Origin of the sequence: Methyloglobulus morosus KoM1 (assembly GCF_000496735.2) — a bacterium.
In the GTDB taxonomy this organism is placed as follows: domain Bacteria; phylum Pseudomonadota; class Gammaproteobacteria; order Methylococcales; family Methylomonadaceae; genus Methyloglobulus; species Methyloglobulus morosus.
Window position 1 is genome coordinate 14214 of sequence record NZ_AYLO01000094.1, and the last position, 13425, is coordinate 27638.

Consider the following 13425-nt stretch of genomic DNA (forward strand, 5'->3'; position numbering starts at 1 on the left):
CCGTCCATGAGTTAGCAAAGTTCGGAGGGACAAATTGTCAAAATATGTGGATGAAGCACAGGGTGTGGCACTGCTCAAGCGCATTGCCGCAAAAGATAGGAAGGCATTCGAGGCGTTTTATTACTTATACGCTGAGGGATTTGGTCGATTTCTTATGAAAATGTTGAAACATCAAGAATGGGTTGATGAAGCGGTAAACGACGTAATGTTGACCGTATGGCAATCGGCGGGCAGCTACGATCCAGAAAAGGGGAGGCTCTCCACCTGGTTGTTTGGCATTGCGCACAAGAAAGGCTTGAAACTACTGGAGCGGAATGGACGCTATCGTGAGGAATCCCTGGAGGATTATCCAGAGGAGGCGGACAGTGATGAGGATGGCGCACCTGAGCTTTACAATACCGACATGTCCCCGAATTCCCAGCCAGAGCGGGTTGTCATGGGTTGGGAATTGGGCGATGCGATGTCGTGGGCGTTTTCCAAGCTGTCTGCCGACCACCTTGCCGTGATCGACTTGTGTTTTGCTGAAGGTTACTCTTATCAGGAAATTGCCGATATTGTCGGCTGCCCAATCAACACGGTGAAGACTCGTTTGTTCCACGCACGAAAACGGTTGGCGGAATTGCTGGCTCGAAAAGGATTCTCGCTACCCGAACAGGTAAAGGTAACGATATGACTGAAAATAAACTTAACGAAAAGATAGGCACTGCACCGTGTGAAATGGCAGGCCTTATTCCCTGGTACGTCAATGGCACGTTATCTGCGGCAGAACAATCTGATTTGGAACAACACATAGCCGTTTGCGCGCTGTGCCAACGCGAGGCGTTACGGTGCCAAAGCCTAGTTGAGGAGCTTCCGACTCCACAAGACACCTGGAAGCCTACGCCGGCGCATTTTGCAGCAATTCTTGCTAATGTTGATCAGATGGAAGAGGAAGCCCTGAAGCGGGAGATAAATCATACGAAAGCGGCACCCGGATTTTTACGGCGCATGGGTACTTGGTATTCCCAAACGCCTCGGCCTGTGCGTTGGACACTGGCGTTTGAAACCTTCGCTTTTGCGTTGCTGGCCTTATTCCTGGTATTGCCGCATTCGCCTATCCAGAACGCGAATGGCAACTACGAGACGCTTTCGGATGTCGGATCGCCAGCAGCAACAAAAGGCGCATCCATTAGGCTAGTATTCTCCGAAGACATGACGACACAGGAACTGTTTGATTTGCTGAAACAGGCCAAAGCCCAGATTCGCCAAGGGCCGTCTGAAGTTGGGAGCTATACTGTCGAAGTCGAATCGGCTGAAAAAGCACGATCACTAACCCTACTGCGCGCAAATCCCAAAGTGCGTTTGGTTCAATTGGTAGAATAGTATTCTACTGTTCACAGGCTGATCGCAATGCGTCGTTTACTTTTGTGCATTGCCCCGTCATTGCTGTTATTAGGCTGCACGGGGATTTCTCCTGGCTTCTTTGAAGGCATGGACTCGCTTCCTAAGCAGATGGTAAGCCGACAAGTATTGGTGACCTTACCTGAAAACCTCAAAGCTGATTGGGGGACAATACGGGACGAATTGGCCCAGCAGAATGACATACTGAAATCGGGTGAATTTCTGTTGCCTTCCATCGGCGTGGATTGCTTAGTTTACGAAGTCCCAGCGCAAGAAAATCTTAAAAAGGTAATTCAGCAACTGCGGGCTGATGCCCGTGTCGCGTTAGCGCAGGAAAACCAAGTGTTCGAAGGCTTGCAAAGCGGGAAAAGCGAAGCTTTTGCCGACATGAGTTATGCCCCAAAACTCACCCACGCGGATATTGCACAGCGTATTGCTACCGGCAAAGGCATCCGTTTGGCGGTCGTGGACACGGGCGCTGAGAAAGATCATCCTGACTTAAAAGGCCAATCGCTGGAAACCGGAAATTTTGTCGATGGCAGCGATTATTCTTTTAGGCATGACCGCCACGGTACGGCAGTCACCGGCGTAATTCTCGCCAATGCCGACGATGGAACGGGCATTAATGGCATGGCACCCAATGCGGAAGTTAGCATTCTCAAAGCGTGTTGGTATCCGGGCGCTTCAAATGCCAAAGCGCAATGCAGCAGTTGGTCCTTGGCAAAAGCCCTGGATGCGGCGATCAGCAAAGGCGTCCGTATTATTAACCTGAGCCTAGCGGGCCCACCTGATGAGTTGCTGCAAAAATTGTTGGAAACCGCCCACAAACGCGGCATTAGTGTTGTCGCGGCAGCCCTTGAAAAACAGGCAAAGCCAGGTTTCCCGGCAGAACTGCCGTTTGTGATTCCAGTCATTTCAACTGGGCCTGACGGCCGTATCACCCAACCTTTTTGGTTGTCAGCGTACCCGGACGTTGTAGTCGCACCGGGCGTAGAAATTTTAACGACCGTACCGGACGATGGCTATGATTTTGTGTCCGGCAGTTCCTTGGCCGCCGCGCATGTCAGCGGCGTTATCGCCTTGCTGCTCGAAGTAAAGCCTACGCTTTCGCCGACCCAGGTAAAAGCGCTGCTACTGCGAAATGGTAAGGGTAAGGGACAATCGACTGGAATTCTGCAGGTGTTGGATGCCTGGGCGATCTTGCAAGCGGTGCAATAGGAAATTCAGGTTCTCTTACCTATCAGGGCTATTGTGCCAACTTTTTACATCCCCAATTTGTCCGAAAAGCGCCGTCCACTTGCGTTGGCTAGATCGTTAAAAAATATTTTTTAAAACGCTTAGAACAAATTCGATACATGACCGGAATCATGAGTCAGGGAGGGACAAAAACTCCCTGAACTTAAAACTAATTATTTACTATCGGAGATTCCATCATGAAAAATCAAACGGCTTCAGTTAAAGCTATCGCAACATTGGCTTTGGTCAACGCCATGTTTCTCTATTCACAAGCGGCCAGTGCGGCAGATAAAATCATTTTCCCACTCGTTCGCCCTGGTGTTTTAGCGGCAACGTGTGCGCCAACAGCGCAAGGCAAAGTGAGGGTCACTACACTAGGCAATGTAGAAGTCATGGATGTCAAAGTAGAAGGCTTGCCAAAGAATACCGAGTTTGATGCGTTTATTATTCAAGTACCTAATTTTCCATTCGGCATGTCCTGGTATCAAGGCGATATTCAAACCAATAGTCGTGGCAAAGGCTATGCGCGATTTATCGGGCGTTTCAATGAAGAAACATTTATTGTCGCTCCGGGCGTTGCCCCTGCACCGCATGTGCATAGTGGTCAGTTTACTGACGCATTGGAAAATCCAGCTACTGCCCCGGTTCACACCTATCATGTGGGTATCTGGTTCAATTCGCCAGAAGATGCAGTCAAGGCGGGTTGCCCTGGTATAACTACACCGTTCAATGGGGAGCATACGGCAGGCATTCAAATATTGAATACCAGCACCTATGCGGATGAACAAGGGCCTTTGTTGCAGCTCAAACCTTAATCGAAAGATCTTGGTTGTTAAAGTGGTGGTTTCATAGAGTGTCAGCTTGGTCAGTAAACAAGTTGGACAGTGAAGCCGCCACTGTTTGGCGTGAATAATATGGCTTTCTTAGCCGTTATTTTCAGAAACGTGAAAACGCCCGTCATAATCCCTTCCGAATTCCAAGCTCGATAAGTGCAGTCCCGACAGTAAGTTGCAGGGGGTTAGTCAAAATCAAACCGCGCAGGAAACCAGCCATTTTCCACACAAGCACGGAAGCACCAGGCTGGGGTGGTTTCCGTCTTGTAGCTCCAGAAAAACCAGCCGAGGTATTTTTCATAGGAAATCAATTGGGCGGCAGCGTAGGCGCGTAGTGCGACGTTCACTTGAAAACTGTCCAGCTTTTCCAGGGCGTGGTTGTAAGGGCCGGGCGCCCATAACGAGACTACTTTTAAGTCCAGCCCCAAGCTCCATTCGCCGACATAAGTCCAATGGCCCAGTTCCAAGGCGATATTGTCTGCTTCTTCCCTTAAATCGACGGCAGATTTTCTGATATGGCCGTGGATGTCGAGGTCAATATCTTCCCGGGCGAAACATTGGTAGCGGTGAATATCAAACACCACGTTGTCGAATTCGGCCTCTTTCATAAAACCCAGGTATTCTTTGTAAGAGCGAAAGCCATCATGGAAAACCACCGCGACATCCTCTGGCTTGCAATATTTACGGATGCGGTGATAGCCTTCGGTGGTGTATCGTTTCAGTAGCTGGGTATCCACATCCCAGCGCGGCTCATTCAGGACTTCAATGCCATGCAAAGCGGTTTGTCCATGATAACGCTCCGCCAGCTTTTCCAGCACCCACAAGGAATGTTGGATATAACTTTCATCCGTGTGCCATTCGCACACATCTTTGATGCCACCATTATCGAAGCCATTTTGGCAACCCGGCGCGGCATGTAAATCCAGGATAATCGCCAAGTTGAAGTCCTCTGCCCACTGGAAAGCTTGGTCGAGGATGTCGATTCCCCCTTGTACAAACGGATATTGATAATCGCCGTACGTCCTATGATACGGATAGTTGGCGCCAAAAATCCAATGCCCTACCGGAATCCGCACGGCATTGATGCCGACATTCGCCAGCCAAGCGAAATCGTCGCGGGTGATAAAGGTTTGCCAGTGGTGTTTAAGCCTTGTTTCTGCCGCACCGCCCAATTCCACACAATACGTGGTTTCGTCAGTCGCGTTCAGGCCTTCAAACACGCTGGGGGTCATCCATTTCTCGAGTACCAGCCAACCGCCAAGATTGACACCGCGTAGTTTTTTGCCTTTGTTTTTTGCGATTGACGGGTTCATGGTTTTTTCCTATGGTTAAATCCTGGGTACTGATTAGGCTATATTTTTAGTTTCCGTTGGTGGAACGCCTCAGCAGACGGCTGATTGGTAATGCTAAGGATAGCTGCATTTGGCAATTCTGCACTTAACAATTCCAGCATTTGTTTTTCACCATCTGGTGTAAGTGAATCCAAGGCTTCCTGGATAAAAATCCATTTCGGCTGGTACAGCAACACGCGAACTAGCCCTAACCGTTGCTGTTGTTCCCGGGAGAGGAGTTTATCCCAAGACTCAACCCGGTCGAGTTGGTTAATCAACTCTTTAAGGCCTAGCCGTCTTAGCAATTTCTCCAGGTCAGGTCGCTTGAATGCGGTGGTTGGTTTGGGATAACAAATGGCTGAATAAAGCGACCCGGTTGGCAAGTAAGGTCGAGGCGACATGAAAAATAGGCGTTCATTTTCGGGGAGTTGGATATGGCCTGTCCCCCAAGGCCACAATCCCGCTATGGCTTGGAACAGCATTGCGCCAGTACTGGATTTACCCGAAATCAGTACATGCTCACCCGCTTTTATCTCATTGTCGATAACCAAAGAAATGGTTTGACCTTCCAAATTGGCTATACTGACATTATCAAACTTTATGACGGACTTTTCCCCATTCCCTACGCAAATTTGATGGGAATTGAGGCAGGAAATATCGTTTTCCAACTCGTCAAGTGCTTTGACCAAGCCCAAAACCCGTTCAACCGAGGCGCGCCAACTTGCAATTCCAGGCATGTTATTGACGGGCCAGGAAAGTGCCGAAACCATTTGCTGAAATGCCTGGACCGATTGCATCAAGGTGCCCAAGCTAATTGCCCCTACAATATAACGGGGCGCTGCAACTAAAAGGGGTAGCCCCATCGACGTGATGGAATAACCCGAGGTAAATATTTGGATCTGTTTCCAGGCATCCGTTTGTAGCTGATAAGTGTCGATAATCGGCTGAAATGAATTCCTAAACTGCTTTTGTTCATTGTCTTCACCATGAATTAAGGCAATTGATTGGGAATGTTCTTGTGCTTTTATCAGGCCGTAGCGGTAATTGGCCTCTTCGCTTTGTCGGGCATTCGTAGCCTCAGTCAGCGGTTTACCCGTCCACCAACCTAAGATTGATGCGCATATTGAATAGATAATTGAAATCCAGACCAAATAACCCGCGATGGGCAGCGAAAAAAGCCCTAGATTCAACACAATCGTACCCGATAAAGTCCAGAGGATTTTAGTGAAACTGCCGAGCAGTAACAGGCTGTAAAACAAAGAATGTCCGAGTCCTATCGCCTCTTCGGTCGCGATTCGAATGTCTTCCGCGATACGGACGTCAGGGTTGTCATGGTTGTTTTTCGCCATGAAAGTGATTTGGTAATGCCGACCTTTATGCATCCACTTGGAAATGACCTTTTCCGTCAGCCATATCCGCCAACCGATCAGGAGCCGTCTTTTAACGATAAGGTGCCATGTCGTTATTGCAATACTGCCGACGAAAATCAGGACTAGCATGCCTATTTGGGCAATGATGCCAGACATAGAATGTTGTTCAAGGGCATCAAACAGGTCTGCATTCCATTCGGTAATAATGACGGCAATATAGATTTGCAACGCAGTAAGGATGACGAATAACCCAGTGTCTTTACGGATTTCAAATTGATTTTTTGAACTCCAAAATGGTCCGGCCAATTTATAAAATTGAAACAAAAACCCGTCTTGAATTCGCATCGGTTAAGCTCCCCCTCAAATAATGCAGCTTGACATTACAACAACTTATAATTGTCGCAGTCAATTTTTGTTGTAATATGGCAAAAATAATAGCTTACCGCTTTACCGCGTCATTGAACACAACTATATCAACCTGGACTCTACCGATGGTACCAACGGCATCAATCAACGTCCTAAATATCGCCCACAGGGGCGCTAGGGCCTATGCACCCGAAAACACCCTGGTTGCGTTCGCCAAAGCGAAAGCTTTGGGCTGTGACATGTTCGAGATGGACGTACGCTTGGCAAAAGACGGCATAGTCGTGGTTTATCACGATGACGATTTGGTTCGGTGTACTGATGCCAAAACCAAATTTCCAGGGCGCAGCAGGTACGATGTCGCTGATTTCACGCATTCAGAGCTTAGCCGCTTAGATGCGGGAAGCTGGTACATAGCACAACTGAAGCTATCCCGCGAAGAACGGCTACCTTTCCTGCAAACCCTAAGCGATGGCGAAATAGCCGACTTTGTCAGCGTCTCCGAGCGGGAACACTACGCTTCCGGTAACATCAAGATTCCAACCCTGACTGAGACCTTGTCATTAGCTAAAGAACTGAACCTTAAGGTCAATATTGAGCTTAAAAGCCATCCAGATGGTCACCCAGGATTGGTTGAGGCCGTGTTGAAGGATGTACAGACAACACAACTGGCAGATCAAGTCCTAATTTCCTCTTTTGATCATGCCTTGTTGCAGCAAGTGCGGCAGCAAACCAGCCGCATTGCCATTGCCGTTCTCACGGAAGGGCCGATTAAAGCGCCAGTAGCCTATCTACGCACACTTAAGGCGAATGCCTACAACATCGGTTGCCATAAGGATTATAAGCGACATGGCTTTGGCGGGCTGTCGGGTAAACGCTACCTCACCCACATTGATGAAGTCCGCAATGCAGGTTTTGACGTGAATGTGTGGACTTGTAACGATCCGCAGGAAATGGTGGATTTATTGGCTGCCGGCGTAACGGGTTTGATTTCGGATTACCCCAATCGTGTCGGTGATGCAATTAAATCATTCGCCCAAGGCACTTGCTAATGGGCAGCAAAGCTTGAATAAATACGGCTTGAAATCATCACCAAAAAAATCGGCTGAGGAAATTTAACAACTGAGGTATTATCATCGCTTATTGTTAAAGCCAAATTGACTGTAATTTTAATTTAGCAATCCCTCTCATTCTAATAACAACAACCACGGTAAGCTCATGACACAAGATGAATTAAAACAAAAAGTTGCCCAGGCGGCATTGAAATATATCAAAGATGTGCCCGTCATCGGGGTAGGTACAGGCTCCACGGTGAAATATTTCATCAACTATCTGGCGGAAATGAAGGCAGATATTGAAGGCACGGTTTCCAGTTCGGAAGGGACCACGGCATTGCTGAAACAAGCGGGTATTCCCGTGCTGGACTTGAATAATGTCGGCACGATTGAAGTGTACGTCGATGGCGCTGATGAAATCAATCCACGTAAGCAATTGATAAAAGGCGGTGGAGCGGCACTGACACGGGAAAAAATCATCGCCGCCGCCAGTAAAAAGTTTGTGTGTATCGCGGATGGTTCCAAGCGCGTCGATGTGCTGGGCAAATTCCCGCTACCGATTGAAGTGATCCCAATGGCGCGTAGTTATGTCGCCAGGGAAATGGTCAAATTGGGTGGACAGCCTGTATGGCGGGAGAATTGCATTACCGATAATGGCAACCAGATCATTGATGTCCATAACCTCGACATTATGGAGCCCATCAAAATGGAACAAACCATCAACAACATTACCGGCGTGGTTGCAGTGGGCATTTTTGCCATGCGTGCTGCGGACATTTGCTTGGTCAGTGACGGCGAAGAAATTGTGACGTTTTAATGCGCCAATCTGGAGAAACGCTTGGTTATGAGGTAATGGCCACCTAAGTTGAGTGTCCTCAATAGTTAATACGCCCTCATTGAGGCACTTTGCGCACCGTTACCCATAACCTCTAGATTTACCTTAAGATAATCACCGTCCTACAATTCCCACAGAGGTTTGTTCAATGACCGCCCACACTGAATCACGTCCACCATTCCCGCCCTTCACCCATGAAACGGCAACCCAAAAGGTACGCATGGCTGAAGACGGTTGGAATAATCGTAATCCCGAGCGTGTCGCTTTGGCCTATACCATTGACAGCCAGTGGCGAAACCGTGCCGAATTCCCCGTGGGTCGGGAACAAATTATTGAGTTCTTGAGGCGCAAATGGTCAACAGAGCTTGAATACCGTTTAGTCAAAGAGTTGTGGGCTTTTGAAGGTAACCGGATCGCCGTGCGGTTTGCCTACGAATGGCACAATGACAACAGCGAATGGTTTCGGTCTTATGGCAACGAGAACTGGGAATTTGACAGACACGGCTTAATGCGGCGGCGATATGCCAGTATCAATGACCTATCGATCCATGAAAGTGAGCGTAAATTTCATTGGCCGCAAGGGCCGCGTCCCAACGATCATCCGGGATTAAGCGATTTAGGGCTTTAACGCGACATTAATTTCACGGCTGTCAAGGAAGCATCGAGTATGTTAATCTGGGGGCGGGTCATTGTTCGCTAACTTTATTGCCCAACCAATTGCTCTATTCGATAATAACTATGCTGACTATCGCCTAGCGTTTTGGCTAACCAAGGCAATGCCTCTTGCATGTCGGTAAGTAGCGTCCAAGGCGGGTTGATGACAATCATGCCGCAGGCTGTCATACCGAATTCATCACTATCGGGCTGGATGCCCAGTTCAAATAGCTGGATGTTGGTAATGCCGCTTTCCCTTAAGGCACGTTCCAGGTACTGGTTACGCTTCCTGGCAACGACGGGATACCAAAGTAAATAACACCCTGTGGCAAAACGCTTGTGCATGGCTTGCAGGGCATCGACTACCGTTTTATATTCAGTCTTGATTTCATAAGAGGGATCTATCAGTATCAAACCGCGATGTTCTTTGGGCGGCAATAAGCCTAAGCTATCCTTTAGCCCATCGGCCCGAAAGGTTTTGATGCGTTTATCTTTCTTGGTCGCTTCTTCTAACAGCCTGGATTCTGCGGTGTGTAGCTCGTAAAGGAACAGGCGGTCTTTATTGCCGAGCAACTGGGCAGCAATCAATGGCGAACCGGGATAATGGCTTAATTGCCCGGAAGGATTGTTTTGTTTGATGAGGTTGACATAATCGGCCACACAATCGGCTAATGTTTCGTGTTGCCATAAGCTGCCGATACCGCCCAAGTATTCCTGGTTTTTCTGCGATACGCCGCAATGCAACTTGTAGTCGCCAGAGCCGGCGTGAGTGTCAATGTAGCAAAGCGGCTTGTCCTTTGTTTTTAAATAGTTCAATACCTGAACCAACACAACGTGTTTCAGGACATCGGCAAAATTGCCCGCGTGGTAGGCATGTTGGTAACTTAACATGGTTAGGCTAAAGGGGAGGGGTTAAATTTACTTCAGAACACTTTATCGACAATGGTCATGCCGATTTCAAAGGCGATTAAGCCGATGATTATCCATTCCAATATTGACGAATGCCTGTGTTTTTGTTCATCGGCTAACATCTCAAACAATTCATGGATTGTTTCAAGCTTTTTGGATAAGACCTCGGTGCGCGGGGCCACCTCCAGGTATTTGGCGGCGATGGTGTAGTATTCCTCATACTCTGGGTATTCCCAGAAAAAATCCGGTTTATCCAGCAAGTCATAATTCAAGATGATGTCGCTTTTGGTCAAAAACAATTGCCCGCGTATTTTGGCTATCTCATGGCGGCCTAATTTGATCCTGCCGTCCTGCGCCAATGATTTCGGGATATAGCTGGTGTTGTTGATGGTGGTGATAGCATTGGTTTCAAACGAAGCGAGCTTGATGGACTGCGCCATCCCTTGCGATAAGGAAAACAACACAATAGGGTCGTCAGATTCGATTTCTATATGGTCTTCCGCAATGCGGGTCTGCGGGCTGTTCAACGTAAAAGTAAAATGATCTTCTTCTATTGTTTTCAGTGGATTTTCCGCATGACCCAGGAGGAGTTGATGCAGCTTATGTTGCTCTTCGGAATCGATATTCCAATGCACAACCGTGCCATAAGCAAAAATAACCGACCAAGTTTCATCATCTTCGACCAATAATGCGCCTTTGATAATCCGTATCAGCGTGGTTTCCGACAGGATTTTCGCCAAGTTGCTAATATCAAAGCTTTGAGCCAAGCAATAGGCGACACAACGTTTTGCTGCTTGTGTTTCAGACATAGGAGGCGGATACCGCAGGGCGGTCTTGTTTTAAGTAAACGAAAGGCAGCATGAGCGCTCATCAGATTGAGTAAGACTAAGCAGCCGAATACGATTGGGCGCTATTTTAACCTGATTTCGGTGTTAGTAAGTAAATAGTGCTTAGTTAAGGGGTAACGGCAGCCAAATCGATAGTTTAATGGGGAAGGCGAGTTCAATAATCCGCACGAATGTGCCACAATTAAACGATATTCAAATAAGTTTTAATAAAACTGAAACAAAGCCCCTTTAGACTAGGTACGTTAAACAATTTACTGACCAACTCAGTTTTAAGTATTGCAACAAATCCGCCTCTCCTGTTGGGATAGATAGGCTTTATTAATAAGCAGGGGCTCGCTTTTGCGCAAGCTTTCAAACCCACGTATCTAGCATGTGTAGAGAAGGAACTGTTCACGGCACTCAAAAGGTATTGGTGCATAACCCCACTCCGGTTGAAGTTATAAATGAGTCAAATACCTGATAAAGGAGCCATTCGCCCTCCGCATTCCTCGCTATTAACCCGAACCCGGACGCTTGATAGCGTATTGATTTTAACCACGTTGTACGCGTCTTTGATGGTGTATGACGTTCCGATTGATCGTGAATACCTTTTGCCGGGGTTTGTGGCTGCCACCCTGTTTGGCATTATTGCTGAAAACAACGAGCTTTATCATGGTTGGCGTGGAGCCCCCCTATTTGATGAGGCGCTACGAATACTGCTTTCGTGGTTGGGGGCTTTTATGCTGCTGATTAGCGGTGTCTACCTGTATAATGCCGAATACAGTTATTCGCTGGAAGTCATTGAATTATGGCTGCCGTTGGCTCCTTTTAGCATTATATTGACGCACTCCATACAGCGTGGCTTCTTATGTTATTTACGGAAAAAAGGCTTTAACACAAAAACTTACGCCATATTTGGCGCAAATATATTAGGTCAACGGCTTAAAACGGGCCTATCGGAAATGCCCTGGATAGGTTATCAATTCATTGGTTTTTTTGATGACCGTGCCCAGGCTGAAGGCAGGCGTTTGGGCCACAAGCAAATTGGTGATTTAGCCGGAGGATTCCAGGAATTGCTGGAGAAGGCTAAAAACGGTGAAATCGATCATATTTATATCACTTTGCCCTTGCGTGCCGAGCAACGTATCAGCATACTAATCCAAGAATTGGCAGACAGCACCGCTTCCATTAACATCGTGCCAGATTTTTTCACCTTCAACTTAATCCAATCCAAATGGAGCAATGTGCAAGGTATACCGGTCGTTAGCGTATTAGATACCCCATTTAATGCACTCGATGGAACGATGAAGCGGTTTGAAGACCTTATTCTTTGCATGATAATATTACCCATTACTGCCGTTCCCATGCTCATGATCGCCATAGCCATAAAGCTTACGTCGCCGGGCCCTATTATTTTCAAACAACAACGCTATGGCATAAAAGGCGAAAAAATAGAAGTGTGGAAATTCCGTTCCATGACAGTATGTGAAAATGGCGACCAGATAAAACAAGCCACTCGCAGCGACAGCCGGGTTACCCCGCTGGGTGCTTTTTTACGCAAAACGTCACTAGATGAACTGCCTCAATTCTTTAATGTGTTGCGGGGCACTATGTCTGTCGTCGGTCCGCGCCCGCACGCCATTGCCCACAACGAATATTATCGAAAACAGATACAGGGCTATATGCTGCGACATAAAGTCAAACCCGGAATTACCGGCCAAGCCCAAGTCAACGGTTGTCGCGGCGAAACCGATACGTTGGATAAAATGGAAGCCAGGATTCACCACGACCTCGAATATTTAAAACAATGGTCGTTGTGGCTGGATATAAAAATTGTGATCCTGACTGTGTTTAAGGGTTTTGCAAGTAAACAAGCGTATTAATCTTGGATGTATGAAAATGACTAAAGCAAAAAATAGCCATAGACCATCTATTTTTTTTATCCTGTTGTGTGTTGGCTGGTTGACAGCCCTATTTATTGAATCTTCGCAGCCGCCTTTGCCCGTATTGGAAAAAGTGCATGGTTTGGACAAAGTAGCGCATTTTTTTGCATTTGGTGTCTTAGGCTTTCTGGTTTGTTGTGTATCGTTAAAATTCCGCGAAAGGCAAGTTATCCCGCTATTGTCCTTGCCCCTCATGATCGTTACATTGTTCGGTATCACTGAGGAGGGCTACCAGATGTTTGTTCCTGGTCGCGCCGCCAGCCTTCTGGATTTGCTTGCCGACATCTTTGGGGCGGTATGTGCTATTATTCTGGTCAATCGTGTCGCACCTTTATTTTTTGCTAATAAACATAATAAGTTAACGTGATGTTTTTTAATAAACATGGGGCTATGACAAATAAACGAAATTAAGAAAAAATGATTTTATTACTGATTTGATGGAGGCACGGTGATAAAGAATGGTCTCGAAAACTGAAATAAACGACCCTTTAAGTATAAGGAATTACCCAAAGTCTACAAGTAATACAAGGAGAATTATTGCTGTTAATAAAATGACAAATAAAAGTGATGTGTTAATGAAAACGGCATTGTTAATAAAGTATAGGCTTTAGCTCGCCGTTCCATTTGAGCATCAAAAGCATGACGGAATATTTAAGCATGTCTTTGCTTTTGCTGTAGCACTTCGACTT

The 13425-nt window shown here is 47.1% G+C and carries 13 protein-coding genes; 9 read left to right on the plus strand and 4 right to left on the minus strand.

Annotated elements, in window-relative coordinates; genetic code table 11:
• Positions 1 to 34 precede the first annotated feature (34 nt).
• The 4 genes from MGMO_RS12565 to MGMO_RS12580 all read left to right on the plus strand — a co-directional run bounded on the left by MGMO_RS12565 (position 35) and on the right by MGMO_RS12580 (position 3431).
• Positions 35 to 673 carry an RNA polymerase sigma factor gene (locus tag MGMO_RS12565; protein ID WP_023495436.1) on the plus strand — a complete coding sequence of 213 codons (639 nt, stop codon included), beginning with the start codon at positions 35 to 37 and terminating at the stop codon, positions 671 to 673.
• Positions 670 to 1362 (plus strand): anti-sigma factor family protein, encoded by a 693-nt coding sequence (locus MGMO_RS12570; protein WP_023495437.1) that lies wholly within the window; start codon positions 670 to 672, stop codon positions 1360 to 1362. Before MGMO_RS12565 ends, MGMO_RS12570 begins: the two co-directional genes overlap by 4 nt.
• A gap of 27 nt (positions 1363 to 1389) precedes the next feature.
• A complete protein-coding gene (locus tag MGMO_RS12575) occupies positions 1390 to 2598 on the plus strand; it encodes a S8 family peptidase (RefSeq protein ID WP_023495438.1) in 1209 nt (402 codons plus the stop codon).
• A gap of 215 nt (positions 2599 to 2813) precedes the next feature.
• The gene (locus tag MGMO_RS12580; protein ID WP_023495439.1) at positions 2814 to 3431 is read left to right on the plus strand and encodes a hypothetical protein; all 618 of its coding nucleotides are present in this window, start codon (positions 2814 to 2816) and stop codon (positions 3429 to 3431) included.
• 203 nt (positions 3432 to 3634) lie between these two features.
• Here the strand turns inward: MGMO_RS12580 and MGMO_RS12585 are convergent, their stop codons facing one another.
• Both MGMO_RS12585 and MGMO_RS12590 read right to left on the minus strand, forming a co-directional pair.
• Positions 3635 to 4762 carry a glycoside hydrolase family 5 protein gene (locus MGMO_RS12585; protein ID WP_023495440.1) on the minus strand — a complete coding sequence of 376 codons (1128 nt, stop codon included), beginning with the start codon at positions 4760 to 4762 and terminating at the stop codon, positions 3635 to 3637.
• Positions 4763 to 4800: 38 nt separating this feature from the next.
• Positions 4801 to 6495, minus strand: coding sequence for an ABC transporter ATP-binding protein/permease (locus MGMO_RS12590; protein WP_023495441.1), 1695 nt, complete (start codon positions 6493 to 6495; stop codon positions 4801 to 4803).
• A 77-nt stretch (positions 6496 to 6572) separates the two neighbouring features.
• Here MGMO_RS12590 and MGMO_RS12595 point away from each other — a divergent pair, with 77 nt between their 5' ends.
• From MGMO_RS12595 to MGMO_RS12605, 3 genes are all read left to right on the plus strand, one after another.
• Positions 6573 to 7565, plus strand: coding sequence for a glycerophosphodiester phosphodiesterase (locus tag MGMO_RS12595; protein WP_082458367.1), 993 nt, complete (start codon positions 6573 to 6575; stop codon positions 7563 to 7565).
• Positions 7566 to 7731: 166 nt separating this feature from the next.
• Positions 7732 to 8385: a ribose-5-phosphate isomerase RpiA gene (rpiA, locus tag MGMO_RS12600; protein WP_023495443.1), complete on the plus strand. Its 654-nt coding sequence runs from the start codon at positions 7732 to 7734 to the stop codon at positions 8383 to 8385.
• A 166-nt stretch (positions 8386 to 8551) separates the two neighbouring features.
• Entirely contained in the window at positions 8552 to 9031 is a 480-nt protein-coding gene (locus tag MGMO_RS12605; RefSeq protein ID WP_023495444.1) for a nuclear transport factor 2 family protein, read from the plus strand.
• Between the two features lie 74 nt (positions 9032 to 9105).
• On the opposite strand, the gene MGMO_RS12610 is transcribed toward MGMO_RS12605, so the two are convergent.
• Both MGMO_RS12610 and MGMO_RS12615 read right to left on the minus strand, forming a co-directional pair.
• The gene (locus tag MGMO_RS12610; RefSeq protein ID WP_023495445.1) at positions 9106 to 9948 is read right to left on the minus strand and encodes a 23S rRNA (adenine(2030)-N(6))-methyltransferase RlmJ; all 843 of its coding nucleotides are present in this window, start codon (positions 9946 to 9948) and stop codon (positions 9106 to 9108) included.
• A 32-nt stretch (positions 9949 to 9980) separates the two neighbouring features.
• Positions 9981 to 10775 carry an RMD1 family protein gene (locus tag MGMO_RS12615; RefSeq protein WP_023495446.1) on the minus strand — a complete coding sequence of 265 codons (795 nt, stop codon included), beginning with the start codon at positions 10773 to 10775 and terminating at the stop codon, positions 9981 to 9983.
• Between the two features lie 482 nt (positions 10776 to 11257).
• On the opposite strand from MGMO_RS12615, the gene MGMO_RS12620 reads away from it, so the two are divergent.
• Entirely contained in the window at positions 11258 to 12676 is a 1419-nt protein-coding gene (locus tag MGMO_RS12620) for an undecaprenyl-phosphate glucose phosphotransferase (RefSeq protein WP_023495448.1), read from the plus strand.
• 16 nt (positions 12677 to 12692) lie between these two features.
• Complete coding sequence (locus MGMO_RS12625) at positions 12693 to 13103, plus strand: VanZ family protein (protein ID WP_023495449.1); 411 nt, start codon at positions 12693 to 12695, stop codon at positions 13101 to 13103.
• Positions 13104 to 13425 lie beyond the last annotated feature (322 nt).

Bases quoted from the DNA above. Each gene is read 5' to 3' on its own strand.
- MGMO_RS12570 (WP_023495437.1), top strand. From the start codon at position 670: ATGACTGAAAATAAACTTAACGAAAAGATAGGCACTGCACCGTGTGAA.
- MGMO_RS12575 (WP_023495438.1), top strand. From the start codon at position 1,390: ATGCGTCGTTTACTTTTGTGCATTGCCCCGTCATTGCTGTTATTAGGC.
- MGMO_RS12580 (WP_023495439.1), top strand. From the start codon at position 2,814: ATGAAAAATCAAACGGCTTCAGTTAAAGCTATCGCAACATTGGCTTTG.
- MGMO_RS12585 (WP_023495440.1), bottom strand. From the start codon at position 4,762: ATGAACCCGTCAATCGCAAAAAACAAAGGCAAAAAACTACGCGGTGTC.
- MGMO_RS12590 (WP_023495441.1), bottom strand. From the start codon at position 6,495: ATGCGAATTCAAGACGGGTTTTTGTTTCAATTTTATAAATTGGCCGGA.
- MGMO_RS12595 (WP_082458367.1), top strand. From the start codon at position 6,573: ATGGCAAAAATAATAGCTTACCGCTTTACCGCGTCATTGAACACAACT.
- rpiA (WP_023495443.1), top strand. From the start codon at position 7,732: ATGACACAAGATGAATTAAAACAAAAAGTTGCCCAGGCGGCATTGAAA.
- MGMO_RS12605 (WP_023495444.1), top strand. From the start codon at position 8,552: ATGACCGCCCACACTGAATCACGTCCACCATTCCCGCCCTTCACCCAT.
- MGMO_RS12610 (WP_023495445.1), bottom strand. From the start codon at position 9,948: ATGTTAAGTTACCAACATGCCTACCACGCGGGCAATTTTGCCGATGTC.
- MGMO_RS12615 (WP_023495446.1), bottom strand. From the start codon at position 10,775: ATGTCTGAAACACAAGCAGCAAAACGTTGTGTCGCCTATTGCTTGGCT.
- MGMO_RS12620 (WP_023495448.1), top strand. From the start codon at position 11,258: ATGAGTCAAATACCTGATAAAGGAGCCATTCGCCCTCCGCATTCCTCG.
- MGMO_RS12625 (WP_023495449.1), top strand. From the start codon at position 12,693: ATGACTAAAGCAAAAAATAGCCATAGACCATCTATTTTTTTTATCCTG.